Source organism: Neorhizobium sp. P12A, from assembly GCF_008365395.1.
Classification (GTDB): Bacteria; Pseudomonadota; Alphaproteobacteria; order Rhizobiales; family Rhizobiaceae; genus Rhizobium.
The window spans coordinates 420,152-446,311 of the sequence record NZ_QOVX01000003.1; the positions used below are offsets into that span (position 1 = coordinate 420,152).

Consider the following 26,160-nt stretch of genomic DNA (forward strand, 5'->3'; position numbering starts at 1 on the left):
GCAATCACGAACGCATCAGTTCTTCTTGACGAAGTCCTTGACGTTTTCAGGCGTGACGAGCTGGAAGGGAACGTAGGTCTTCTTCTCGACCTTTTCGCCCTTGGCGAGCTTCAGCGCCGTATCGACGGCACCCTTGCCCTGGCCGGCCGCATCCTGGAAGACCGTGACCTTGAGGTCGCCGGCCTGCATGGAGGCGAGCGCGTCCTGCGTGGCATCGACGCCGCCGACGATGATCTTGCTCATATCCTTGCCTGATGCCTTCAGCGCCTGGATCGCGCCGATCGCCATTTCGTCATTGTTGGAAATGACGGCATCGAAATCGATACCGGCAGACAGCCAGTTGGTCATCAGGTCGGAACCCTTGGTGCGGTCCCAGTTTGCGGTCTGCTCCTGCACGATCTTGATGCCGGTGCAGGGCTCCTTGGCGATGACGTCATGAACGTCCTTGGTGCGCATCCGCGCTGCCTGGTTCGACAGCTCGCCCATGATGACGACCGCATTGCCCTTGCCGTTCAGCAGGCGGCAGATTTCCTTGGTTTCCAGCGTGCCGGATTCCTGCTCGTTGGAAGCAACGAAAGCCTGTCCATCGGGCAGGGTGTCGACATTGACCGGTTCGCGATTGACGTAGACCAGCGGGATCTTCGCATCGGCGGCGATCTTCGACATGGCAGCCGTCGCGTCGGTATCAACAGGGTTGACGATGATCGCGCTGACGCCCGACGCGATGAAGTTCTGAATCTGGCTCTGCTGCTTGGCGACGTCGTTCTGCGCGTCTTCGACCTGCAGCGTGACGCCGTCCTTGGTCTTGGCATAGTCGATCATGCCATTGCGGAGCACGGTCAGGAAGTTGTCGTCAAACAGCGCCATCGACACGCCGATGGTCTGCGCATGGGCAGCCGTAGACATCAAAAGCGCCAGCGCCGATCCCAGGATAAGCTTTTTCATTGGTCTCTCCTCCACAAAAGGTGTCCGGCTGCACCCTCCTCACGCCGGAGCCCTCGACCTCCCAGCCGCAGGACCATCATTTCCAAAGGGCGTCGCTCCCAACGCCGCCCTCAAAAACGGAACAAACAAACCGTACAATTTGCTTTACGGAATATTCATTCCATTTTCTGTGAAGAACGTCAACCCTGTTTGGCTCAACAGGTGCCTCCGTTGCCCTTCATCCTGATCACAAAGGATAATTTTCCGCCGTCGGCCCTGAAATTGGGCGCTGGTTCTCCTACATGTGCCCGGCCGGAGCAAAGGCAATGAAACGTTCATTCCATTGTCGTCGGCTTCGATCAGTGTCCACGCCTGAGGGCGTCAGCCGCCCGATCGAACGAAACTGATGAACCATGGGAGACCCCAATGCCTCTGACGATGTACCGCATGACCGTTCCCGTCTTTCAGCGCGGCCTGTCCGCGATGAAGACCTATCTCGACAAGGTCGAAGTCTTTGCCGAGGAAAAGAAGATCGATTCCTCGATCCTCGTTGCCGGCCGTCTCAACCCGGACATGCTGTCGCTCGCCGGGCAGTACCAGCGCGCCACCGACACGTCGAAATTCGCCGTCGTTCGCCTGACGGGCCTGGAAGCGCCGCGTTTCGAGGACAATGAGACGACGATATCAGAATTGCGTGAACGCGTCGCCAAGGCGGAAGCCTTCCTCGCGAGCGTCGCACAGGAAGCCTTCAACGGCAGTGAAGAGCGCGAAGTCACCATCGGCGCCGGCGGCGGCGTGAATGTGACGATGAGCGGCGTCGAATATCTGGCGCTGTCTGCCCTGCCGAACTTCTACTTCCACGTCACGACGGCGCACGCCATCCTGCGCGAGCAGGGCGTGCCGGTCGGCAAGCGCGACTATCTCGGCCCCTACGTCTGAGGCGTCGATGAATTAGAAAGCGGATCGGATCGAAACCGGTCCGCTTTCGGTCAGCTCCGTAAAGGCAAGCGTCTGGTCGAGATGCCGCGCCCTGAGCGACAGAAGCTTCTCGGCATAGGCGAGCCTGACGGGAAGATAGTCCCGGTCCTCCGCCCGATTGACGAGCTCCATCGGGTCCTGCTGCAGATCGAAGAGCAAGGGCGGCAGACCGGCGAAATGCACATATTTGAACCGTTCGTCCCTGAGGACGGCGAGATTGCACTCGCTGGAGCGCAGGCCGAAATGCCGCTCTGCCCCGCCACCGGAAATGTCGCGGAAATCGAATTCCCAGAACGCCACGTCCCTTGAGCCATCGGAGCTTTCACCATTGATGAACGGCAGCAGGCTCGACCCGTCGACATGGTTGGTCGGATCGATGTCGAGCCGGTCGCACAGCGTCGGGAAGATATCGGCAGCGCTGGTGAAATGATCGACCTGCAAGTCAGTCGACGTGGCTCTGGGATCGCGGATCACCAGCGGAATATGGTAGCTGCCGTCGAAGAAGCCGCCCTTGCCGAGCGTCCAGTGATCTCCGGCCATTTCGGCATGGTCCGACGTGAAGATGATGAGCGTGTTGTCCCAGTCGCCCGTTTCCTTCAGCGCCTGCCAGATGCGGCCGAGCTGCGCGTCCACCTCTGCGATCATGCCGTAATAGATAGCGCGGATTGCCGCCAGATCGCTGCTGCTCCAGTCACCGACGGGGCCTCTTGCACCATGGATGAAACCGCCCTTGCCGACGCCTGGCATGGCATAGGCGAGATAGGGGTGAAGCGATTTCTCGAGATCGAAGGTTTCGGCGCGGGCAAAGTCCGGACCATCAGAAGCCGAAAACATCCGGTTATAGGGCTCGGGCACCGAGAAAGGCGGATGCGGCCGCAGGAAGGAGACATGCGCAAACCAGGGCTCGTCCTGCTCGCCGACCCAGCGGATGAACTCGCCGGCAAGAAACGCCGTCTGCGTCTCGTCCTTGGAATAGGCAGGCGCGGCATTGGAGATTTCCCCGAAATCCGCGCCGACGGGAACATGGATGTCCCTGGTATCGGCATCCCTGTGACCACGCGACCGCAGCCAGGAAAGCCAGGGCTTCTCGTGCTCCGGCAGCAGCTGGCGAACGCTGAAACCCGGCAACACGCCTTCATAGGTCGTCAGATGCGGATCGCTCGGATCCATGGTCCGCGGATCCGGCGCCGTGTCCGTATAGCCGAACAGGGTCGGATCATACCCCACCCGACGCGCCGCCAGCGCCAGATTGTCGAAGCGCGCATCGAGCGGCGAGCCGTTGCGGCAGACGCGATGGTTCATCTGGTAGAGGCCGGTATAGAGCGTCGCCCGCGCCGGCGAGCAGGGCGCTGCCCCGGCATAGTGACGCCGGAAGAGAACGCCTTCCCTCGCAAGGGCATCCACGGAAGGTGTCCTGACGCTGGAATGACCGACCGCCGAGAGGCAATCGCCGCGCCATTGATCTGCACTTATCAGAAGAATGTTCGGCCGATCGCCCACGCGCTTACCCTCAATGTTGGTTGGACTTGGAATGCCAGCTCCAGGCTGATTCGATGATCTGCGAGAGGTCGTATTTCGGCGCCCAGCCGAGCACCTCGCGCGCCTTGTCGTTGTTGGCGACCAGCGTCGTGGAATCGCCCTCGCGACGGCCGACATATTCGACCGGGAAGGGACGGTCCGAGACCGTCTCGATGGTCGACAGCAGTTCCTTGACCGTCGTGCCGGTGCCGGTGCCCAGGTTGAGCGCGACCGACTGGCCGCCGTTCAGGAGATATTCCACCGCCCGGACATGGGCGTCGGCAAGGTCGAGCACATGGATATAGTCGCGCACGCAGGTTCCGTCCCGCGTGTCATAGTCGCTGCCGAAGACCTTGAAGCCCTGGCGGCGGCCGAGTGCTGCATCGATCGCCAGCGGAATGGCGTGTGTTTCCGGCGTATGCCATTCGCCGATGCGGCCTTCGAAATCGGCGCCGGCAGCGTTGAAATAGCGCAGGCACACCGAGCGGAAATCCTTGTACTGGTCGTAATCGGCCAGCGCCTGCTCGACGATATATTTGGTCCGGCCATAGGGATTGATCGGCACCTGGCGATGGCTCTCGTCGAGCGGAACGCTCTGCGGCAGGCCGTAGGTCGCGCAGGTCGAGGAGAAGACGAAGGCCTTGATCCCGGCCGCCTGCGCTGCCGAGAGCAGTGTCAGCGTGCCGATAACGTTGTTTTCATAGAAGGAAACCGGATCCTTGACGGATTCGCCGACTTCGATCAGCGCCGCGAAATGCAGGATTGCCGCCGGCTTGTGTTTTGCCAGCACCTCGTCGAGACGGGCGCGATCCCGGATATCGCCCTCTTCCGCCGGTCCCCATTTGACGAATTCGCGGTGGCCGTTGGAGAAATTGTCGTAGACGACAGGTTTGAAACCTTTGTTGGCAAGATCGAGGCACGTATGCGACCCGATATAACCAGCACCACCCACCACAAGAACCGTTTCACCCGCCATTCCGCTCTTCCTTTCGCTGAACATGCCTATCTGCATGCAAGACTTAGCCGAGTTGTAAGTCGAGAAAAAGACTGAACGTGCCGACGATGATCCGGCTTTATTTGGGCCGGTTTTCCGCGGAGTGATCGTCGACGTGGATCATGATCGCGAAAAACGCCAGGACGGGTGGCACGAGAAAGCAGAACACTCCGGCAAACAGGAAGGAGAGGGCGGCCGCAGCGCAACCGAGCGCGAAGCCGCCGACCGCAGCGCTCATCCGCTTCAGCCGCGAAAGCAAGGCGGCCCTGGCATCCGGCGAAACGACACGCATCAGGTCGGCGACATCGATCATGATCTGGGTTGTTGTACCGGTCATCAGCGTGGTCGGCGGCGCAGTGCCGAGATGGACGCGGTGCACGGCGTTCTGGATTGCCATGGCGGACACCAGCACCATCCCCGTCAGGATCGCCTGCCAGCCATCGCCGGTCGCGAAGGGACCGAAATGGATCGCCAGCGCGGCTGCGATGATCAACAGGGCGAGCTTGAGACCGAGCAGAATCCTTAGGACAGGCGCGCCCGCCTTCGCAAGGCTGTCGCCGAGAAGCCGGGCGCAGATCACCACGACGCAGAAGACCGGCAAGGCCAGAAGCTTTGCCAGCGCTCCCGATGTGCCAAGCACCATCGAGGCGCCGAATGTGACGAAATTCCCGGTCACATGGGCGGTGAACAGGCCCTGCAGGGCCAGGAAGCCGGCCGTATCGACATAGCCGCCATTCAGGCTCAGCAGGGTTGGAAGGCTAAGCTTCATCGAGAGTTCCCCCAAAGCGTCGACATCGGGTCGTCATCGGCGGCATCGCACATTGATGGACCCCGTCATCATTGCCCGACAGACTTGGCATGAATCTCGGCGATATAGCCACCGGGAAATTCGACCATCGCAGCCTCCCGGCCATCCGAGACATAGGGTCCGCCGAGTACCTGCACGCCGCTCGCCTTGGCCTTCTCCAGCGTGTCCTTGAGATCGGTCACCTCATAGCCGGTCACTTCCCGACCATAGGGAAAGGGCAGGTGCCCATCTGTCACCAGAAGCACAATCTTCCCGAAGATCGATTCGATGCGGATACGGTGAAATTTTTCGCCGGGCCGCCCGATCTCCGCCCCATCGGCATTGCTCTCGTCCGAGACGACTTTGCCATGCGAAAAGGCAAGGAAATCATGGACGAAGGCTGCGGCGCCGTCCGGTGAAAGATAGATGCGATTTTCCGGCACCGTCTGAAGTGCAGGGTGGGATGGTGAAGCCGTATGCCAATAGAGCTGCATGTTGACACCATCAGGCCATTGAATGACGGCATCGCGGCCGACGGGATCAGGAAAGGGAGCAACGAGAATATCGGCGCCGGCGGCGCGCGCAGCCGCGACCGCCTTGTCCATATCCGTCACCAGATAGCCGGTCCGCTCAAGCCCGAAAGGGTAGGGGATCGGGGTCTGGAAGCCGAACAGGGACACCGCGCCGAACGGCGTCTGCAGTAGTTGCGATGTCGTCTTGCTCGGCGTCGGGGTGACGGTCGTGACCACCTGTTTGGTGCTCGTGCCGCCGAAGGTAGCAAGGAAACTCTTGGAAAAGGCATCGACGTCATCAGCGGCGACATAGACATGTGTGGTGTCATACTGGGCCCCGACCCCGACCTGCAATTCCGATGCGATGGCCGGCATGGAACCTGTTGCCGATAGGATCGAGAGGACGGTGACGAAAAGGCGTGGCAGGCGGGCCGGACGGAAATCCATTGGAGCTTATCCTCGACTGGGGCTGATATTTGCATATCAAACACCCCGCCGAGGTTGAAGTCGTCAGCGCGTGGACAGACTGTTAGCGAAACCCTCTTTCAAGGCTGTCAATCTCATCCGAGACTTCGTCGATGCGCTGCTGGAGATCCATCTCCGTTCCGTCATCAATCTCCTCTTCGCCAAAGCAATATCGCGCATTATGCATCTCGAGCTTGGCCTCAAGCTCGGCACGTTTGGCGTAGAGACGATCGAGATATCTGGTGCTCATAAGCAAACCTCATGTCTCCGCGTTTGTCGTTCTTTCCTATGTAGTGTCGGCAAGCCGCGGGTACTATGGCCGACGATTGCGACGTGGTATTGTCCCCATGAGGAACTTCACTCGACATCAAACGTTCCATGTCGGCGAAGAATTCGCGTCCTCTCACGAGCGGAGATTGCCATGACGACCTCTCGGCGCCGGATGACTTTGCTATTGCCGTTGTTGCTGCTTGCGGCGCCCGCTTTCGCCGACGAAACCGGCTTTCTGAAATCGCTCGAAGGAAGCTGGACCGGGAGCGGAATGGTCAAGACCAACGCGCAGGCAAAGCCGCTCAATGTCACCTGCAGCTTCGATTCCCGCGCCGACGGCACCGCTCTATCGATGAAAGGCAATTGCCGCGGCCTGCTCGTCATATCGCGCTCGATCGGCGCCGATCTTCAGACCAGCGGCGCGCGTTACAGCGGCGTCTACATCGGGCCCCAGGGCGGCAGATCGAGCCTCAACGGCGCACGGCGGGGCAATACCATCAATCTCGCCGTGCATTGGGCCAAACCGGTCAATGGCGACCGCAATGCCGACATGATGATCCAGAAGATCGGCAACAATGGAATGAGGCTGACAACCGTCGATCGCGACCCGACCTCGGGACAAAAGGTCACGACAAGCGAGATCAACCTGCAGCGCAAGACGGGCGCGTGACGAGCGAAAGCCCGGTCACGCAGGAATACACACGCAGGAATACGATTGCTATGCCGCATCCGGCATAGGCGACTTCAGATAGCCCATCATGAGCTTGAGGAGGTCGCCGGTTTCAGCCGTTTCCGCGTCGACGAGATCATCGATCGAAACCAGCACTTCGCCTCGCTTCCAGCCGCTGGCCACGGCGCGATCGATCAGATCGTTCAGCTCGCGCAGCACGGCTCTCTGGCAATCGCGGATACGACGTGGATCACCCTCGGCAAAATTGGGCGAACTGATCATAAATCCCTCCTTCAGTTTCCGAACAAACAATATCTGCGCGCTAAAAATGGTAGGAACCTAACTTTTTTGTGGCGCATTGAAGATTGCACGAGATCGTGATGTTGCGTGTTCGGCTAAGGGTTCGCGGCGCGCGGCGTGAAAAATTTCAGCGGCTTCCTTAAGGGCCGGGGCTTGAAGGGCAGGGGCGCGCAGCTAGTTGATTTCATGGCTTGATCGGTTTTCGCAAGCCATAGCTAGGGGCACCTCATATGAACAAATCCTCCATCGCCGCCGCCTGCCTCCTTCTTCTGACCCTCTCCTCCTGCGCCAACACCGTTCGCGGCATGGCGACCGACGTAAAAGACACCGGCCAGGCGCTGGATTCGAGCACCAGACGCGTTGTAAAGGCAGCGAACTGACGGACGCGCCTCGCAGTACACTCGCGATAAATTCTTGCCCCTACGACCAGAAATCGACGCGGGATGTTGGATAGTGGCTTTTTCACGGGATTATGCGAACAGGTGCCACCAATGACCGCTTTCTGCCCGTAGCGGCCATACGGTCTATTGCTAGGGCATTGGCTTCTGGTCCGGATTCGCGAATAGGAATTCGGCAAGGGTCGGGGCCTCGGAATGGCGTTTCTGCTGATCGACAATCACAAAATCAGCCGCCAACTCGACCTGAAGCAAAATCAGAAGCTTGTTATCATGCGATGGCTCCATGTCCGAGGTTGCATACTCGGCGCACTTAAGGCCACGCCTTAGGCTGGATTGCTCATTTTGCATGGTTTCTTTGTTAGAAGGCTCTACAGTCACAACAATACCCTGCGGAGCAGAAGAACAACACAATGCGAATGCCCTGCACCCTCAGCTCTCCCGTTGCGGGCGCGACGGACGGTTTCGCTCCCTACGAAGCGCCTTGAGAAGGCCGGCCTTTTCCCGTCGTTTGGCAACGTCACCAGTATTGATGGTGCGAAATACCGTGGCGGTCTTCTCACTCATCGTGCATTTAAAGCCTCTTGCACTTTTCGACGTTTGGCTGCTGTTGTCTGACATAATGGCATCCTTGCCTGTTGCGGAAGGTGATCGGCATCATAGATGAAATAAATTTCATCATTCTCATTTGTAGAAATAATTTCCTAGAGAGGTGATTATATCATGCCTCTGACGGAATGGTTTTCTTTATATGTGCATTTAATAAAATTATGACTAACCCTATGAGCACACACGAAACAATGTGCAGTCCTAGTCGCCGACGGGATGTTCCCTGGATGCAGCGGGGTATTTAGTACCGTTAGGGTCGACACTGGGCGTGTCCATCAACGGGTTGGCGCGTGATGCGCCCTGCCCATCGGGGTAATTCTATTGTGATCGGGCGAGGCGTAATGTTCTATTTGGCCTTCATTTCAGCGGCCAAAGAGGAGGACGCAATGCCTACCATACTGGCCTACCATGACGTCAAAGATGTCAAACATTGGCTCGCTTCACCGCGCCGAAAAGAGATTTTCGAACCCATCGGCTGCACAAACATTCGCACGTTTGTCGATCCACAAGCGTCCAAAAGAGTTGGCCTGGTCATGGAGGTAGCCGACATGGGCCGCTTGGCAGAGTTTATGAAGACCAAGGCAGCGGCGGATGCGATGGAGTACGACGGAGTGTTGCCAGAGACTTTGGTGATCCTTGCTCAATCGTAGCGGGAAAGTACAGAGTTCGGCGTCATGAACGCCAATTCGAACGTCAGGAGGCCGAGCCTTGCCCAGGACGGTGTGGATGGAGACTTGGGCTCGTCCATCTATCTCACATATCAGAGGCCGCCACAGGTTTTCATCGATCACGCGTAGCGGCCTAGAGCCCAAATGCCCCCATCGGGCAAAGAATGAAATAGAGCGAGGGAGGGTTACAGCAAGGCCCGGACCTCTGAATAGACGAAGGCCAGGCACCACTAGGGGGACGCCGGCGGCACCTGACCCATTCCCCGGCATCGAGGTTTTGCTCAATGACGGGTTGGGAACCTTGATGGTAAGGAACCTGGCGGGATGCGATCGGCTAGCTCCAAGCCACCTGGCGCAATTCTGGTTGTTAAAGCCAGGTTTCTTATTCTCCGTATCAATGCGGAGGGACGCCCGCCTACCGCGCTGAACTCTGCTGTCCAACTGCGAATAATATTAGATGCATTCGGTTCCTTTTTGCCGCTCTGCGCAGCAAGTCGAAGCGATCTTAAATGGGCAGTTTTTGCCGCCCGTTCTTCCGTTTCGGCCGTTGTGATCTCGCGAGAGACGATGTCCGTTACAACACTTTTATCGCCGGGGAACCGACTGGCATTCCTGTACGAGGAAATTCTTCCGTTTGTCATGATAGCTCCGCAACGCAGCGTGATCGCTGCTTTCTCTAACATTGGCGAGATGCGCTACGCGCATCACCAAGCGATGCGCGTAGCTGCTCACGGCCACGGGTACGCAAACAATCCCACGGCAATGTATTGTCCAGATTGGCAGTTTACGGTTGGGCTCGCATTATTCTAAGCAGATCGTTGTCACTGCCCATACCTTGGCCATAGTGCTTAAAGCGCATGACGGAGAGGCTTTGGATTTCGCAGTTCATAGCTGTCCGTCGGTCCGCCCTTCGGCCCGCGCCGAAAAAAACGCCGATAATCGAATGTCCTGCTAGCTTCTGATGGAGTTGTCGGACTGGACCAAGCATGGCTAGTCCTTTCAAATTGGGGCGAAAGCGTCCCATGCTTCCAAACCGCAGCCGCCCGCAAAAGGTTGGCTCCGACGATCGAAGGGTGCGCTGCTCGGCAGGATATAGCAACCCCTTTCCACTAATCACTTTGATCGGGAGCGGATTGACTCGATATTCGTTGTCGAGCACCGTTTTTTCGTCTCCGGCCCCGGAGCGCTCACAGCCTGACATCCGATTAGAGATCATTCGAACTGGAGCGTCACTGTAATATGCCCGACAAGAAGGGGGATCATATAGCGCCTGCGGATTCCTTTCGGACCTCCCCCGCTACCAATCCCCTCCAACCGGAGCATTCCCCGATGACTTCTCTCCCTGTTCTCGGCGCAGCCATGACGCTCGACGACCTCGAAATTCACCGCGACTGGCTTTTCGAAAAGCAGCGCGACCTGGAACTGCAGAGCTTTGTCGAAGCCAACATCTTGAACGGCGATTGGACGCCGCTGGCAGATCGCACAAAGAAGCTGCTTGACGGCTACACTGGCCGCCTTGGCATTCACGGTCCTTTCTGGGGCTTCATAATCGCCTCCCAGGACCCTGACATCCGTGACGTCGTCAAGAAGCGCATCGGACAGGCACTCGACGTCTGCGAAAATATCGGCGCGACCCAGATGGTCATCCATAGCCCTTACACGACCTGGTCCTACAACAACCTGGACAACAACAAGGGCGAACGCGAAAAGATCGTCGACTATTGCCACCAGACGCTTCGCGATGCCGTCAAGCGCGCTGAGGACATGGGCCTCACCATGGTCATCGAGAATATCGAAGACATCGATCCACATATCCGCGTGGCGCTTGCCGACAGCTTCAACTCAAAGGCCGTCGCCGTCTCGATCGACACCGGCCATGCGCACTATGCCCACGGCTCGACGGGCGCTCCGCCTGTCGATTACTACGTCCACGCCGCCGGCAACCGCCTCCAGCACGTCCACCTGCAGGACGCCGATGGCTATGCCGACCGCCACTGGAGCCTCGGTGAAGGCACCGTTCGCTGGCATGCCGTCTTTGCGGCCCTCGCCAAGCTCGAAAGCAATCCGCGCCTGATCATCGAGATCAAGGACAAGTCCAAGATCCCCGCCTCCGCCGCCCATATCGCATCGCTCGGCCTCGCCGAGTAAGCAAAACGGATTGCACCGGTCTCCGGATTTGCATCGGAGGCCGGCCACCTGTCTTGCATCGCGGCAACGCGTGTCAGTCCGCCCCAATCGCCAAAGCAATCGAACGCGGCAGCGGATAAAGCTGCTCCTGCGGCAAGTTTGCCTCGAGATACGAGCGATCTCCTGCATCCACTGCCTTTTTGAGGCGTGATGCTTCTTCTGTGATATCGGTGATCGACTTGATCCACTCTCCGGCATACATGTGAACAGCTTCGCCGCTGAGGCCGATCTGAAGCGATCGATGCGGCAAGGGCCGGAAGAAGATATCGCGTTCCGGATCCCATTGAATCCGGACCGCACTGGCCTGAAGCTTTTCCTTCCAAGCCGTCTCGCTGGGGTAAAGCTCGGAATCGAAGTGGCTCAGACATGCCATCGACAACGCGCGCTCGAAGCCGGCGCGATCGATATCGATGGCCAATACCCGCTTTTGGTTCTCATCCTTGAGACCCCAGCCGCAACGATACATCATCCAAAGGAAGGAAGGTTTGATCCAGGTCATTCGCGAGAAGCTGAACGGCGCTGCAAAAGTGCCCTGCCGAAGCGCTACATCGGCGATTTGATCGCCATAAGCTTGATAAACCCGAATTGTAGTATCAGTAAAAATTGCTCGTATTTGTTTATGCATTGCCACCCATAGGTGAAAAGCCTTAGCCGTACAAGCTGCCCTCGTAACATGCACATAGCGGCTAGAGGCCTCAACGCGCCCTAAAACCGTACCGTTTCGGCCCGTTGCTTGCTTGAAAAGCCTCCATCGCGGGTCTAATAACCCGCAACCAATTTCTTTTGCGGAGGCTTTTCCCATGACAGTGCGCAATCTCTTCCTCCTGCCCGGCGACGGCATCGGCCCCGAGGCCATGGGCGAAGTCCGCAAGATCATCGCCTATCTCAACGAGGCGAAGGGCACCGGCTTCGTTCTCGACGAAGGCCTCGTCGGCGGCTGCGCCTATGATGCGCACGGCGCTGCCATCTCGGAAGCCGATATGGCGAAGGCCATGGCAGCCGATGCGGTTCTCTTCGGCGCCGTCGGCGGCCCGAAGTGGGATAGCGTGCCTTACGAGGTTCGCCCGGAAGCCGGCCTGCTGCGCCTGCGCAAGGACATGCAGCTTTTCGCAAACCTGCGCCCGGCCATCTGCTATCCGGCGCTCGCCTCCGCCTCCTCGCTGAAGCCGGAGCTGGTCGAAGGCCTCGACATCCTCATCATCCGCGAACTGACCGGCGGCGTCTATTTCGGCGAGCCGAAGGAGATCATCGATCTCGGCAACGGCCAGAAGCGCGGCATCGACACGCAGGTCTATGACACCTACGAGATCGAGCGCATCGCCGGCGTCGCCTTTGAAATGGCCCGCACCCGGCAGAACCGCGTCTGCTCGATGGAAAAGCGCAACGTCATGAAGTCTGGCGTGCTCTGGAACCAGGTCGTGACCGCGACGCACAAGGAAAAGTACTCGGACGTTCAGCTCGAGCACATGCTCGCAGACGCCGGCGGCATGCAGCTGGTCCGCCAGCCGAAGCAGTTCGACGTCATCGTCACCGACAATCTCTTCGGCGACATGCTGTCTGACGTCGCCGCCATGTTGACCGGCTCGCTCGGCATGCTGCCCTCGGCCTCGCTCGGCGCACCCGACGGCAAGACCGGCAAGCGCAAGGCGCTCTATGAGCCGGTCCACGGCTCCGCCCCTGATATTGCCGGCCAGGGCATCGCCAACCCGATCGCCATGATCGCTTCCTTCGCCATGTGCCTGCGCTACTCCTTCAACCTCGTGGCTGAAGCCGATGCGCTGGAAAAGGCGATCGCCAACGTTCTCGACCAAGGCATCCGCACCGGCGACATCATGTCGGAAGGCGCCCGCAAGGTCGGCACGACTGAAATGGGCGACGCGATCCTCGCCGAATTCAAGGCTCTCGCTGCCTGATTCTGGCGGCCTGATATATTTCACGTGAAACATTCTGGGCTATGCATCCTGTCGCATAGCCCGGATTACAGTCCGAAACGCCCGTTCCGGTCCCCGGTGCGGGCGTTTTCGTTGATCTCCCCGCCCGTGTCTCCTATCTCCGTCCGTATGGACGCAGAGAGCAGCAGCATTCCCACCGCGAAGCGCGAGAAGATCCCTTTCCGACAGGCCCTGTCGCGCCGCTATGCCGTCCGCAGCAAGCTGCGCCGGCCTATCCCATGGATGGTTTACGCGCTCAGCGCCGTCAACATCGTCGCCATCGCGTTCTTCATCCTCGATGCGCCACTCGGCCAGACTGCAAAGACCCTTCCGCCGCATCTGATAACGCTCGCAAATGCCGTGACCGATCTCGGCCGCCTCGTCTGGGTGCTGGTCATGGTGAGTGCCGTTCTGGCCGCAAGCGTCTTTGCCGCGGCACGACTTTCCGACGGCCGCCGTCGCTTTCGGCTGAGCTATGTCGAGCGAGTGGCGGCCTATGTCGCCATATCAGTGCTGTCGGCGAGCATCGCCGTCCATATCTTGAAATATGCGATCGGCCGCGCCCGACCGCTGGTCTATGACCAATATGGCATTTTCAGCCTTCACCCCTTCAACGGCGATTTCCTCTTCCAGAGCTTTCCCTCGGCGCACTCGGCCCATGTGGGTGCGCTCTTTGCAGCGCTTGCACTGCTCTTCCCGCGTCTCAGGGCGCTCTTCATCGGCCTGGCTCTGTGGCTTGCAGCGACGCGCGTCATCATCGGGGTACATTATCCGAGCGACGTCATTGCCGGATTGGCGCTCGGCTTCTGGTTCGCCTATGCGACTGCGATCGTCTTTTCCCGCTTCGGCCTGGTCTTTTCCCTGAGCCTTGCCGGCTGGCCTCTCCCGCGCCTGAAGCATCCGGGCCGGATATTCAGGTCGCCTTATCGGCAGGATAGGGAGTCGGCAACAACAGCAGCAACCCGCCCGCCAGAAACAGAATGAGCGTCGCCATCCCGAGCCTCGCGGAACCGCTCCAATAAGTGACGAGCGAGAAGAACAGCGTCGCCATGAAGCTCGTGGCGCGGCCGGACAGCGCATAGATGCCGAAATAGCGCCCGGCCTCATCGAGGCTGACGCTACGCGCCAGATAGGACCGCGAGGAGGCTTGCACAGGCCCGAAGGCAAGGCCGACCAGAAGCCCGTAGAGAATATAGGCCTTTTCCGCCGCCGTTCCGAAAAGACCGCCGGAATCCGCAGTCGAGAGCGGCACCAACCCGAACAGCGTGAAGCCGGGGCCGGTCGAGATGATGCCGATCGCTGCAACGGTCAGCATGACAAGGCTGATGACGACGGTCGTCTTGGAACCGAGATGGCGGTCGACGCGTCCGGCGATCAGGCAACCAAAGATCGCGACGACATTGAGGACGATCCCGTAAATGCCGATCTCGATCGTCGCCCAGCCGAACATGCCGGCCGCGAATGTCCCGCCGAGGATCAGCAATCCGTTGACCCCGTCCTGATAGATCATCCGCGCAATCAGAAAGCGGCTGATGCCGCGGCGGCGCCTGAGTTCGCCAAGCGTTGCCCTGAGCTCGTGGAGGCCGGAGCGTACGGCGGCGCCAAACGGCTTTCCGCGCGGCGCATCCGGCGTGAAGAAGAACATCGGCAGCACGAACAGCAAGTACCAGACGGCGGAGATCGGCCCAGTGACGCGCGCATCCTCGCCGAGATTGGCATCGAGCCCGAAAAGCGGCGTCAGCCCCAGTATCGTCTTGCCCGTCTGCGGATTGCCGGCAAGCAGCGCGACGACTGCGATCAGCACGATCATGCCGCCGAGATAGCCGAGCCCCCAGGCCGTATTGGAAAGCCGGCCGACATCATCCTTCGGGACGAGCCGCGGCATCATGGAATCGTTGAAGACGATCGAGAATTCCGCCGCGATCGAGGCAAGGATCATGAAAATGACGGGATAGATGACCGGCGAGCCGGGCGCCGCACCCCAGAGCGCAAAAAGGCTTGCGATCTTGATGACGGCAAAGAAGCCGATCCAGGGTTTTCTTGCACCCGATTGATCGGCGATCGAACCGAGGACGGGAGAGAGAACGGCGATGATCACAGAGGAGATCGTCGCCATGTTGCTCCATGTCGTCTGCGCCGAAACGGGGTCCGCCGTCAGCCGCGACACGAAATAGGGTCCGAAGATGAAGGTGGTGACGACGGTGAAGAACGGCTGCGCCGCCCAGTCGAAAAACATCCATCCCCAGATGCCACGCGCCGGCACTCTTGCCGACGCTTCTTTCCCGATATCGATGGTCACCAAATCCCGCCCTCAAGCATGAGCCGCGCGGACCATGTCACCTCGCCCTGTCGCGCGCAAGGTCGGTGAGCAGGCCGGCGGCAACGGTGATCCGCGCAAGATTGGGATCGCCGCTCTCGCTGAGCCCGGAGAGCTCCTCGATGATGCGGTTGATGCGGATACGGTCTTCCGCATGCCAGGCGAGCACCGGCTGCTTTTCTTTCGGATGGTTGCTAAGCGCCGAGATGACAATATCGCGGCGGGCACTGGCGATCTGGTCGATGCTGCGCGCCAGCGCCAGGCTTTCGTAATGATCGCCGGTGACGATACGGCTGCCGGACACCAGAAGACGGCCGACGCGGAATGTCTGCGACACGGTGAAGTAGCTTTCCGCTGCCCGGGCGAGATTGTCCCCGGTGCTTTCAGCGATCTGCATGATCTCCGGCACGAGGGCGAGCGTGTAGATGGCGGATATCTCGGCAGCAAGCGTCTCCGGGAAGCCGTTGGCCTGATAATCCGCCTGACGGGCCGCGATCTCATTGGCAAATTCCGCCGGGATATTGGCAAGGAAGAGTGGCCGCAGCTTCTTCAGAGCCGCCTGCAGCCGGCTAATGGTTTCTTCCATCGCGCCCTTCGCCATGCCCGTCTTCAGGATGAGACGGGTGAGGATCGTGTAGATCTGGCTGAGCTCGCCATAGGCGCGGTTCTGCACCTGGCCGGGCACCGTGCCGTCGAGCGCGTCCAATTCTGCCCAGAGCCGGTTAAGGTCGAAGCCGTCGCGGGCGAGAACGGTCGCCTTGACGACTTCGGCAGCCGATGCAGCGGTCGCATCCATCATGGCGACGGCAAAGCCGGGACCGCCACGATTGATCGCCTCGTTGGCGAGCGCCGTTGCGATGATCTCGCGGCGCAGGCGATGGCCGTTGATGTCAGCCGCGTGGCTGCGCTGCATTTTGACCGGGAAGTAGTCGGAGAGCGTCTCAGCAAAATAGGGATCGTCGGGCAGTTCGCTTGCGGCCAGCGCATCGAAGAGCACGATCTTGGCGTAGGAGAGCAACACGCCGATCTCGGCGCGCGTCAGCGGCCGATTGTTGGCATAGCGCTCGGTAAAGGTCTGGTCGTCGGGCAACGTCTCGACCTTGCGGTTCAGCTGCTTGGCACCTTCCAGCACGCTCATGAACCGGGAAAGCTCCAGCGCGTTGGCCGTCCCCTTGCGCTCCGTCAGCGAAATTGCCAGCGATTGCAGGTAGTTGTTGCGAAGCACCAGCTTGGCGACCTCATCCGTCATCGAGGCAAGCAGCTGGTCGCGCTTGGCGCGCGTCAGGCGGCCGTCATGCATGGCGGATGCCAGCGCGATCTTGATGTTGACCTCGACGTCGGATGTGTTGACGCCGGCGGAATTGTCGATCGCGTCGGAATTGCAGCGGCCACCCTTGAGGCCATAGGCGATGCGGCCCTTCTGCGTCACGCCGAGATTGGCGCCTTCGCCGATCACCTTGGCCCGGACATCGTCTGCCGTAATGCGGATCGGATCGTTCGTGCGGTCGCCCACATCGGAATCGGTCTCAACCGCCGCCTTTACATAGGTGCCGATGCCGCCGAACCAGAGAAGATCGACGGGAGCCTTTAGGATCGCCGTCATGATCTCGAAGGGCGTTGCGACCTTCTTGCCGATATCGATTGCGGCCGCCGCTTCCGGCGTCAGCGTGACGGACTTGGCAGAGCGCGGGATAATCATTGCGCCTTCGGAAAGAACGCTCTTGTCGAAATCCTGCCAGCTCGAGCGCGGCAGGTCGAAGAGCCGCTGACGCTCGGCGAGCGTCTTCTCCATGTCCGGATTGGGATCGATGAAGATATCCCTGTGGTCGAAGGCGGCGATCAGCCGGATCTTCGGCGACAGCAGCATGCCGTTGCCGAAAACGTCGCCCGACATGTCGCCGACGCCGACGACATTGAAGGGCGTCGTCTGGATGTCGATATCCATTTCGCGGAAATGGCGCTTCACCGTTTCCCAGGCGCCACGGGCCGTGATGCCCATTTTCTTGTGATCATAGCCAGCAGAGCCGCCCGAGGCGAAGGCATCGTCCAGCCAGAATCCGGCTTCCTGAGCCAGCGCGTTGGCGGTATCCGAGAAGGTCGCCGTGCCCTTGTCGGCGGCAACGACGAAATAGGGGTCGTCGCCATCAATTCGCACCGTATCCGGCGGCGCGACGATGTCGGTACCGGAAATATTGTCGGTGATCGACAGCAGCGTGCGGATATAGGTCTTGTAGGCTTCGCGACCTGTGTTGAAAATCTCGTCGCGCGTGCCTCCGACAGGCAGCTTCTTCGGATAGAAGCCACCCTTGGCACCAACAGGCACGATAACGGCGTTCTTGACCTGCTGCGCCTTGACGAGGCCAAGCACTTCCGTGCGGTAGTCCTCGGCGCGGTCAGACCAGCGCAATCCGCCGCGGGCGACCTTGCCGAAGCGCAGGTGCACGCCCTCGACCTCGACGCCATAGACGAAGATTTCGCGGAAGGGCCGCGGCTCCGGCAATCCGTCGAGCAACTTCGGATCGAGCTTGATGGCAAACATCGCCTTCGGCATGCCATCCGGATCTTTCTGGAAGTAGTTGGTGCGTAGCGTCGCATCCACGGCATTGACGTAGCGCCGCAGGATCTGGTCGTCGTCGAGGCTCGGAACATTCACAAGCTCCGCCTCGATCGCCTGATGGAGATCGGCGAGCTTCTTCAGGCGGCTCTTCTCACCCAGCTTCGGATCGAGCGTGTCGCGGAAAAGCCGGAAGATCGAGGCAGCGATCGAGGGATATTTGTCGAGCGTCGTCGCGATGTAGTCCTGTGAATAGGCGATGCCGGCCTGCCGGAGATAACGCGCATAGGCACGAAGAACGTTGACCTCGCGGGACAAAAGGCCTGCCGAAATGATGAGGCGATTGAAGCCGTCATTGTCGATCGTGCCGGCAAAGGCCGACAGGAAGGCCTCTTCCAGCGCTGATCCGTGCTTGTCGAGATCGATGGCGGCGCCATTGCGAGCCTCGAGTTCCATATCATGCAGGACGATGGAGCTTGTCCGTCCACCCTTGTCAGTCACGTCGATATCGAAGGTCCGCTCGGCGAGAACGTTGAAACCGAGGTTTTCGAGAAGCGGTACGCGGCGCGAGAGCGCCAGATTGCCGTGCCCATGAAAGATTTTCAGCGAAAGAATATCAATCTCGTCCGTCGTGCGCACATAGAAGGCAATGCGGATCGGCTCCTTGCCTGACGTCGCAACGATATCGGGAAGGTCGGCAACCGCCTCTTCCGGCGTGAACGCTTCCTTGAACGCCTGGCTCACGGCAATACGAGGCGCCTTGGGCCCGGCCAGCATCTCGAAGCGGTCGCTCCAGCGCGCGGTAATCGCGCGGACCACTTCCTCCAGCTTCGCCTGCGGGATGCGCGGAGTCTTGCCGAAGGAACGGCCGATGATGAAGTGGACACGGGCGACACCGCCTTCCGGGAAGGCCGGATAGTAAGCCGAAACGCGACCGTCGTAGATGGTTTTCAGATAGTTGCCGATCCGCTCGCGGACGATGGAATCATATTCCTCGCGCGGGACATAGACGATGACGGAAACGAAGCGATCGAACCGGTCGATGCGCGGCAGGACGCGCACGCGCGGCCGCTCGGTCAAATCGTTGATCTGCTCGCAGAAGCCGGCAAGCAAGGTGGTGTCGATCTGGAAAAGATCGTCGCGCGGATAGGATTCCAGCGTGTTGGCCAGCATACGCCCGGAATGGCCCGCCGGATCGAAGCCGAAATGATCGGTGATCTTCTCGACCTTGGCCCGCAGCAGCGGAATGTCGGAAGCCGCACTGCTATAGGCGGTCGAGGTGAAGAGGCCGACGATGCGCAGCTCGCCGACGACATTGCCGTTGCCGTCGAAGCGCTTGACGCCGACATAGTCCATATAGGCGCGGCGATGAACGATGGACTTCACATTGGCCTTGGTGACGATCAGGAAATCGGGACCATCGAGGAAGGCGAGAATTTCCGGCGTGGTGGTAACGGCATCCTTGCCCTGGCGCAGCACGCGAACATCGGGATTGGAGAGAATGCCGAGCCCTGCACCCTTGTCGCGCTCGACCTTCGCATCGGCGCCACGGCCCGAATAGACGTATTCACGCATGCCGAGGAAGGTGAAATTGCCGTCGCGCAGCCATGCAAGGAAGGCCAACGCCTCATCGCGATCTGCCTTGCGGCGCCCGGCATCATGAGCCGATAGTTCCTCGATGACCGTATCGAGCTTGGCGAGCATCGGCTTCCAGTCGGAGACGGTCATGTGCGTCTGTTCAAGCACGGTCTCTATGCGCTTCACGAGTTCCGCTGCCTGCCCCGCACCGAGGGGAGCGAGATGCAATTGTATGTGGCTGACACGCTGCGCCGGATCGCTGGGAACTTCGGCCGAGAAGAGCGTCGGTTGCTTGCCCTCTTCGATGACCAGGATCGGATGGACGGCCATATGGAGATCGCGATAGGTGCTCGTGACCTCGCCCATGATGGATTCGTAAAGGAACGGCATGTTGCGGTCGGTAATCGACAGGATTGAGACGGCAATTCCTTGAGGTTCGATATTAGGAACGGTCTCGACGGTCACACGCGGGGCATCGCCGCTCCAGGCAGCCAGTTCGCGTGCCGCATGGACGGCTGCAAGCGCCAGCATTTCCGGCGTATAACGCTCCATGTCGTCATTGCTGGCCCGGCTAAAGAGGATCGCCGGATCGAGGTGATTGTCCCCGGTGGCCGCAGCAATCTTGCGCGCAGCCTCGATCTGTTTTTCCCGCTTTGGGTTGTTTCTGGCACCCATCGAATCCTCCCGGATATAAAATTTTTGCTCAGGCTAGCAGAAGGTTGATTGAAACACTTGCAAAGAATCTAAGGCATCTTGTCGCCGGTCAAAATGGATCGAATCTTACGAAATCTCCGAATTAGTATGCGATTTCTATCCATACTTTGTGAAAAGAAGAAAGATTGGACACGGCTTTGATCCAATGAGGTTTTCATGGCTTCATGAAGCACTGTTGACAGCCGGGCGGCAAAGATATCATCAACGGCCATTGCAAATCGGAAGAACGTGTCATGTCGGAAATTGCGGCGGGAGCCATCATCGTCATCTCCAGCCATGTCGTCAGAGGATCGGTCGGCAACCGGTCAGCAGTCTTTGCCCTGGAGACGCTTGGCCATCCCGTCTGGGCATTCCCGACCATCGTGCTTCCCTGGCATCCGGGCCATGGCAAGTCGACGCGCCTGACCTTCCCGGAAGCCGATTTCGACCAGGCGATCGACGATATCATCTCGGCGCGCTGGCTCCCCGAAGTCAGGGGGGTTCTGTCCGGCTATTTCGCCAATGCCGCGCAGGCACGCTCGGTCGCAAGACTGGTGACGGCGATGCGGGAGAAGAATCCTGATATCTTCTACGCATGCGACCCTGTCATCGGCGACAAGGGCGGCCTCTATGTCGCCGAACAGACGGCTGAGGCCGTCCGCGACCATCTGATCCCGCTCGCCTCGCTGGCAACACCCAATCGCTACGAACTCGCCTGGCTGGCCGGCGCGCCGCTCGACGACAACAATTCAGTGATGGAGGCCGCCTTGGCGCTTGGCCCATCGCGGATGTTGGTCACCTCGGCCGTGCCGATGATGACGGGAGGCATCGGCAACCTCTATCTCAGCGGCAAGAATGCCCTCTTGGCGGAGCATCGCGCCATCGAAAATGCACCGAATGGCCTCGGCGACCTTCTCTCGGCCGTGTTCCTGTCGCGGCTGCTTTCCGGCAATGACGAGGAGAAGGCGCTGCAGCTGGCAACGGCAAGCGTCTACGAGGTTCTGGCAAGGGCGGTGAAGCGCGGCAGCGACGAGCTGACCCTGGCCGCCGACTCCTCCAGCCTGTCGACGCCGATGGCGATGGTGCAGATGCGCCGGCTCCTGCATCCCGCCCAACGCCGAAGAACCTGATCTTGCCGGGCTCATTTTGCGCTGCAGCAGTTGATATTGCAGGCAGGGCGCTGTAATCGAAAATGATGCAGCGTTTTCCTTCTTATCTTTTGAACGGTTATCGCAACTTCATGAGCGGGCGCTATGAGCGCGAACGCTACCGCAGCCTTGCGGAAGAAGGTCAGAGCCCGAAGACCCTCGTGATTGCCTGTTCGGACTCCCGTTCGGCGCCGGAGACCATCTTCGACGCAGGCCCCGGCGAACTCTTCGTCATCCGCAACGTCGCCAACATGGTTCCGCCCTACCAGCCGGACGGCCATTTCCATTCGACGTCCGCCGCACTCGAATTCGCGGTGCTGGCGCTGAAGGTGACCGATATCGTCGTCATGGGCCACGGCCGCTGCGGCGGCATCAAGGCGGCGCTTGATCCCGATGCCGAGCCGCTGTCGCCCGGCGATTTCATCGGTCGCTGGATGTCGCTGGTCAAGTCCGCCGCCGAGCAGATCCAGAGCAACGACGTCATGACGGCTGCCGAGCGCCAGACGGCGCTGGAGCGCGTATCGATCCGCAATTCGCTCAACAATCTTCGCAGCTTTCCCGACATCGAAAAGCTCGAGAAAGAAGGCGCGCTGCAGCTTCACGGCGCCTGGTTCGATATTTCGACGGGCGAACTTTGGGTCATGCAGCCCGATACAGGCGATTTCATCCGACCTGACCTGCCCGTTTAGGGCTTGTTTAAGAGAATTTTTATATTTTGCCGAACGGATAGTCTCCGCATGACGTTGCGGAAGGGACCATTTCTGTCGGCAAGGGCTCTGGATGAATTTTGAAACCATCAAGAAAGTCGTTCTCGCAGCGATCGTGCTGCCGTTCATTTTCATGATGGCGGAAGGGCTGCTGCTCATCCATTCCTCCTACGAACAATTCGTCGAACTGAAGAACGACCGGGAAATCGCTGATCTCTTGGCCCAGGCGGGCGCCATCGCCTCGACCGAGATCATCGACGAGATGGACGCGACGCAGCGCTTCCTTGAATCACCCGACGCACAAACCCAGTCGGCGATGCAGAACGCACGCACGACGCTGGACAACGGACGCAGGAAATTCTTCACGCGTCTGCCGTTGGGCGATCAGCGGAATCCCGGATTGAAGAACGAGCTGTCGCAGCTGAAGATGGCCTATAGCCGCATCATAGGATTGCGCGCCGCCGTCGATGCCGGACGCTACGGCAAGGCGTCCGATGTCGAATATATCTACCGCCGGGCGGCCCTCAAACAGCTCGGCATCGGCGGTTCGCTCTCCGCGCGCATCCATGACCCCGTGCTTCTGAGGAAATCCGGCGACCTCCTCAGCATGCTGCTGACCTACCACGGCGAGATGGTGGTCAATGCCCTCGGTACCCGTTATCTGGCGCAATCGGAATTTTCCGCCACGTCGCACGACCAGCTGGTCCAGGGCGATATCCTGCGCCGCTCCGGAATGGATCGCCTGCAGTTTAGGACATCATCGGCGGTCATCCGCGACGTGCTGCGGTTCCTGCGCCAGCCCGACCAGCAGGCAGCCGAGATCTTCACGCACGCGATCCTGACGGGCGCCCTGAAGCCGACGCTCGGCCTGCGCGACAGCTGGATCATGACCCAGCAGACGCGCCTGTCCTTCCTTCGTAGCAAGATCATGCTGCTGACCGACAATCTGCGGACGACGGGACAGACGCTGTCGGCGCGGTCCGACCGCCACATGATGGCTGTTGTCGGCCTCTCGCTCGCGCTCCTCATCCTGGTCGCGATCATCGCCGGTCTCGCAGCCAAGGGTATAAATCTGGTAGACAGGCTGACCCGCGAGCGCGAGACGCTGGTCCGCGAACTGCGCGATGCCGCGCAGACGGACCTGCTAACTGGCCTCTACAATCGCCGCGGCTTTGAATTTGCCGCCAAGGCGCTGGTGACCCAGGCATCGAGCAGATCGCGCTGGTTTTCGATCGTGCTGTTCGACCTTGATCACTTCAAGCGGATCAACGACGTCCACGGCCATGACGCGGGCGACATCGTCCTCAGGCAGGTCGCCGATATCGCCAAGCAGAATTTCCGCGGCTTCGATCTGCTGGTCCGGCATGGTGGAGAAGAATTCATGGCATTCCTGCCGGACTGCACGCCCGAGGTAGCCGCCAGCGTAGCCGAAAGGGTACGGGAAGCGGTCGAGGCAGCCTCGTTCATTCTGCCGAGCGGCGAAGAGCTGAAAGTCACCGCAAGCTTCGGCTGCGCCGGCCGCACGCATTCCGCGGCATCGGTCAATTTCGAAGATCTCGTCAAACGGGCCGATCTCGCCCTCTACGCCGCAAAGGCAGCGGGCCGAAACCGGGTTTCCAGCGGCAGCGTACAATCCGCATCGCCGGAAGCAGGCCGCCGCTCGCGGCCGGCCTGACGACCCAGAGCAATTCCAGCAAAAGCGTCACAGGGTTTTGCGTTCGGAATCGCGTCAAATCAAAGAGATGAGGCGCTTCCGCTATCCGAAGAAAAGCGGAAGGGCTGTAGCCTTAGCGACCGTCGATCTGCTGGCCGATATAGGCGAGGGCCTGCTGGTAGACCATGGCGTCATTCCAGCCGGCGATCGCGGCGAAGTTGGGCTCGCCCTGCTGATAGCCGGCTCCGGGGCGCCACCCGTGTCCCCGCAGGAAATTCCCCGTGGAGGCCAGTGCGTCGGCCTTGGAGCCGACAAGATCCACTCGACCATCGCCGTCGGCATCGACGCCGAAATTGACGACGTTGCGCGGCATGAACTGGGTCTGGCCGATCTCGCCATGCGTCGCGCCACGGGCGTTGGGGCTGAGGTAGCCTTCGCCGACGAGCTGCAGGGCTGCGTAGAGCTGATCGGTGAAATAGGGAGAGCGGCGGCAGTCATAGGCCAGCGTCGCAACGGACGATATCGTCGGCTGGTTGCCCATAAAGCCACCGAAGCCAGTCTCCATGCCCCAGATCGCGATGATCGGGCCGGCGGGAACGCCGTATTTTCGCTCGATCATGGCAAACAAGGCTGCGTTGGCGCGCTTGTACTCGCGGCCACGGTTGATAACCGCCTGACCGCCGCGCTTCTTCATGAATTCGTCGAAGGACAGCTTGAAGCTCTTCTGGCCGCGATCGGCGCGGATGGTCGGAACGTTGTAATGGACATCGGCAAAGGCGCGGTCGAGAACCGAGCGGCTGACGCCCTGACCTGCTGCTTCCTGCTTGAACTGCTCGACCCAGGCCGGAAAGCCGGCCGGACCGTTACCGCATTGGGCGGCGTTCGCTGCGACGGGCGCCGCAAGCAGCAACACCCCTGCAAGAGCCGACCATCCAGACTTCACCATGCGCATCCACGTCCCCATATCTTTGTCTTGACCTCCCCGGACCATGCCAGCCGGAGGCGCTAATGTCATCATCACGTTTCAGCTACCACGCATTTGCACCCGACGTGAAACACGAAGGCAACAGCGGCATTCAAAAGCCCCGCTGCTTCAAAACGAAACAACGGGGCTTTTATAAGGTAATGGTTTATAAACCGTATTTGTCCGACAACTCGGCGCCGATCGGCCGCGTTCAGGCCGCCTGCTTGCGCGGCTTGATCAGGCCGCGATTGACCAGCAATTCAGCGATCTGAATGGCGTTCAATGCAGCACCCTTGCGCAGATTGTCCGAAACCACCCAGATGTTCAGGCCGTTTTCGACCGTCGCGTCTTCGCGGATGCGCGAGATATAGGTCGCATCCTCGCCGGCGGATTCATAAGGCGTGATGTAGCCGCCGTTCTCGCGCTTGTCGATGACGAGGCAGCCCGGCGCTTCGCGCAGGATGTCACGGGCCTGGTCGGCCGTGATCTCGTTTTCGAACTCGATGTTGACCGATTCCGAATGGCCGATGAAGACGGGCACGCGCACGGCCGTGCAGGTGACCTTGATCTTCGGGTCGAGCATCTTCTTGGTCTCGGCCAGCACCTTCCATTCTTCCTTGGTGTAGCCGTCTTCCATGAAGCTATCGATATGCGGGATCACGTTGAAGGCGATGCGCTTCGTGAACTTCTTGTTCTCGATCGGATCGGCAACGAAGACGGCGCGTGTCTGGTTGAACAGCTCGTCCATGCCTTCCTTGCCGGCGCCAGAGACCGACTGGTAGGTCGAGACGACGACGCGCTTGATCTTGGCGAAATCGTGCAGCGGCTTCAGCGCGACCACGAGCTGTGCGGTCGAGCAATTCGGGTTGGCGATGATGTTGCGCTTGGTGAACTGCGTGATGGCATCCGGGTTGACCTCGGGAACGATCAGCGGAACGTCTTGGTCGTAGCGCCAGGCGGAGGAATTGTCGATGACGACGCAGCCCTGCGCGCCGATCTTCGGCGACCACTTCTTGGAAACCTCGCCGCCGGCCGACATCAGGCAGATATCGGTGTCGGAGAAATCATAATTCTCCAGGTTGGCGACCTTCAGCGTCCGGTCGCCATAGGAGACTTCAACGCCCTGCGAGCGGGAGGAGGCGAGCGCCACCACTTCGTCAACGGGAAATCCGCGCTCGACGAGGATATTGAGCATTTCGCGGCCGACATTCCCGGTCGCTCCCGCAATTGCAACTTTGAAACCCATTCTAAAGCTCTCTTTCTCTTCTCTCCTCTTGTCGGTGAGGGGGAAAGGCGCGACAAGATCGCGTCTTCCTGTCCCCAGCCGAGCCGGGGAG

The 26,160-nt window shown here is 59.9% G+C and carries 22 protein-coding genes; 10 read left to right on the top strand and 12 right to left on the bottom strand.

All coding sequences use genetic code 11. The features are described from left to right. Positions 1 to 15 precede the first annotated feature (15 nt). Positions 16 to 945, bottom strand: a complete 930-nt coding sequence (locus DTW90_RS13790) for a sugar ABC transporter substrate-binding protein (protein ID WP_132522389.1) — start codon at positions 943 to 945, stop codon at positions 16 to 18. Between the two features lie 405 nt (positions 946 to 1,350). Here DTW90_RS13790 and DTW90_RS13795 point away from each other — a divergent pair, with 405 nt between their 5' ends. After that, the gene (locus tag DTW90_RS13795; RefSeq protein WP_149338987.1) at positions 1,351 to 1,863 is read left to right on the top strand and encodes a DUF1993 domain-containing protein; all 513 of its coding nucleotides are present in this window, start codon (positions 1,351 to 1,353) and stop codon (positions 1,861 to 1,863) included. A 12-nt stretch (positions 1,864 to 1,875) separates the two neighbouring features. Here DTW90_RS13795 and DTW90_RS13800 read toward each other — a convergent pair whose 3' ends face one another. The 5 genes from DTW90_RS13800 to DTW90_RS13820 all read right to left on the bottom strand — a co-directional run bounded on the left by DTW90_RS13800 (position 1,876) and on the right by DTW90_RS13820 (position 6,428). After that, positions 1,876 to 3,435 (bottom strand): alkaline phosphatase family protein, encoded by a 1,560-nt coding sequence (locus DTW90_RS13800; protein ID WP_149339127.1) that lies wholly within the window; start codon positions 3,433 to 3,435, stop codon positions 1,876 to 1,878. Further along, positions 3,413 to 4,396 carry a UDP-glucose 4-epimerase GalE gene (galE, locus tag DTW90_RS13805; protein ID WP_132522393.1) on the bottom strand — a complete coding sequence of 328 codons (984 nt, stop codon included), beginning with the start codon at positions 4,394 to 4,396 and terminating at the stop codon, positions 3,413 to 3,415. Before galE ends, DTW90_RS13800 begins: the two co-directional genes overlap by 23 nt. Positions 4,397 to 4,493: 97 nt before the next feature. After that, entirely contained in the window at positions 4,494 to 5,183 is a 690-nt protein-coding gene (locus DTW90_RS13810) for a DUF1275 family protein (protein WP_149338989.1), read from the bottom strand. Between the two features lie 68 nt (positions 5,184 to 5,251). Next, the gene (locus DTW90_RS13815; protein ID WP_149339129.1) at positions 5,252 to 6,088 is read right to left on the bottom strand and encodes a glyoxalase; all 837 of its coding nucleotides are present in this window, start codon (positions 6,086 to 6,088) and stop codon (positions 5,252 to 5,254) included. Between the two features lie 154 nt (positions 6,089 to 6,242). Next, the gene (locus DTW90_RS13820) at positions 6,243 to 6,428 is read right to left on the bottom strand and encodes a hypothetical protein (protein ID WP_149338991.1); all 186 of its coding nucleotides are present in this window, start codon (positions 6,426 to 6,428) and stop codon (positions 6,243 to 6,245) included. Positions 6,429 to 6,599: 171 nt separating this feature from the next. On the opposite strand from DTW90_RS13820, the gene DTW90_RS13825 reads away from it, so the two are divergent. Further along, entirely contained in the window at positions 6,600 to 7,118 is a 519-nt protein-coding gene (locus DTW90_RS13825; protein WP_149338993.1) for a hypothetical protein, read from the top strand. 48 nt (positions 7,119 to 7,166) lie between these two features. Here the strand turns inward: DTW90_RS13825 and DTW90_RS13830 are convergent, their stop codons facing one another. Continuing rightward, on the bottom strand, positions 7,167 to 7,400 hold the full coding sequence (locus DTW90_RS13830; protein ID WP_132522403.1) for a hypothetical protein: 234 nt from the start codon (positions 7,398 to 7,400) through the stop codon (positions 7,167 to 7,169). A 248-nt stretch (positions 7,401 to 7,648) separates the two neighbouring features. Between DTW90_RS13830 and DTW90_RS13835 the strand changes: the two genes are divergently transcribed. The 3 genes from DTW90_RS13835 to DTW90_RS13845 all read left to right on the top strand — a co-directional run bounded on the left by DTW90_RS13835 (position 7,649) and on the right by DTW90_RS13845 (position 11,238). Further along, complete coding sequence (locus DTW90_RS13835; RefSeq protein WP_132522405.1) at positions 7,649 to 7,798, top strand: entericidin; 150 nt, start codon at positions 7,649 to 7,651, stop codon at positions 7,796 to 7,798. Between the two features lie 1,010 nt (positions 7,799 to 8,808). After that, complete coding sequence (locus DTW90_RS13840; protein ID WP_132522407.1) at positions 8,809 to 9,072, top strand: hypothetical protein; 264 nt, start codon at positions 8,809 to 8,811, stop codon at positions 9,070 to 9,072. A 1,347-nt stretch (positions 9,073 to 10,419) separates the two neighbouring features. Further along, positions 10,420 to 11,238, top strand: a complete 819-nt coding sequence (locus DTW90_RS13845; protein ID WP_132522409.1) for a sugar phosphate isomerase/epimerase family protein — start codon at positions 10,420 to 10,422, stop codon at positions 11,236 to 11,238. A gap of 73 nt (positions 11,239 to 11,311) precedes the next feature. Here DTW90_RS13845 and DTW90_RS13850 read toward each other — a convergent pair whose 3' ends face one another. Next, a complete protein-coding gene (locus DTW90_RS13850; protein ID WP_210251410.1) occupies positions 11,312 to 12,091 on the bottom strand; it encodes a DUF4291 domain-containing protein in 780 nt (259 codons plus the stop codon). Between DTW90_RS13850 and leuB the strand changes: the two genes are divergently transcribed. Both leuB and DTW90_RS13860 read left to right on the top strand, forming a co-directional pair. After that, on the top strand, positions 12,078 to 13,190 hold the full coding sequence (gene leuB / locus DTW90_RS13855; protein WP_149338995.1) for a 3-isopropylmalate dehydrogenase: 1,113 nt from the start codon (positions 12,078 to 12,080) through the stop codon (positions 13,188 to 13,190). The genes DTW90_RS13850 and leuB overlap by 14 nt on opposite strands. Positions 13,191 to 13,316: 126 nt before the next feature. Then, on the top strand, positions 13,317 to 14,192 hold the full coding sequence (locus DTW90_RS13860) for a phosphatase PAP2 family protein (RefSeq protein ID WP_246664943.1): 876 nt from the start codon (positions 13,317 to 13,319) through the stop codon (positions 14,190 to 14,192). Here the strand turns inward: DTW90_RS13860 and DTW90_RS13865 are convergent. After that, complete coding sequence (locus DTW90_RS13865) at positions 14,122 to 15,507, bottom strand: MFS transporter (protein ID WP_348642638.1); 1,386 nt, start codon at positions 15,505 to 15,507, stop codon at positions 14,122 to 14,124. The genes DTW90_RS13860 and DTW90_RS13865 overlap by 71 nt on opposite strands. A 37-nt stretch (positions 15,508 to 15,544) precedes the next feature. Further along, a complete protein-coding gene (locus DTW90_RS13870) occupies positions 15,545 to 20,332 on the bottom strand; it encodes an NAD-glutamate dehydrogenase (RefSeq protein ID WP_149338997.1) in 4,788 nt (1,595 codons plus the stop codon). A 272-nt stretch (positions 20,333 to 20,604) separates the two neighbouring features. Here DTW90_RS13870 and pdxY point away from each other — a divergent pair, with 272 nt between their 5' ends. The 3 genes from pdxY to DTW90_RS13885 all read left to right on the top strand — a co-directional run bounded on the left by pdxY (position 20,605) and on the right by DTW90_RS13885 (position 23,880). Then, a complete protein-coding gene (gene pdxY / locus DTW90_RS13875; RefSeq protein WP_132522419.1) occupies positions 20,605 to 21,480 on the top strand; it encodes a pyridoxal kinase PdxY in 876 nt (291 codons plus the stop codon). A gap of 65 nt (positions 21,481 to 21,545) precedes the next feature. Beyond that, the gene (locus DTW90_RS13880; RefSeq protein ID WP_149339134.1) at positions 21,546 to 22,187 is read left to right on the top strand and encodes a carbonic anhydrase; all 642 of its coding nucleotides are present in this window, start codon (positions 21,546 to 21,548) and stop codon (positions 22,185 to 22,187) included. A gap of 91 nt (positions 22,188 to 22,278) precedes the next feature. Further along, complete coding sequence (locus DTW90_RS13885; RefSeq protein ID WP_149338998.1) at positions 22,279 to 23,880, top strand: GGDEF domain-containing protein; 1,602 nt, start codon at positions 22,279 to 22,281, stop codon at positions 23,878 to 23,880. A 112-nt stretch (positions 23,881 to 23,992) separates the two neighbouring features. On the opposite strand, the gene DTW90_RS13890 is transcribed toward DTW90_RS13885, so the two are convergent. Then, on the bottom strand, positions 23,993 to 24,811 hold the full coding sequence (locus DTW90_RS13890) for a lytic murein transglycosylase (RefSeq protein WP_132522423.1): 819 nt from the start codon (positions 24,809 to 24,811) through the stop codon (positions 23,993 to 23,995). Positions 24,812 to 25,034: 223 nt separating this feature from the next. Continuing rightward, a complete protein-coding gene (locus DTW90_RS13895; protein ID WP_149339000.1) occupies positions 25,035 to 26,069 on the bottom strand; it encodes an aspartate-semialdehyde dehydrogenase in 1,035 nt (344 codons plus the stop codon). Positions 26,070 to 26,160: the final 91 nt, after the last annotated feature.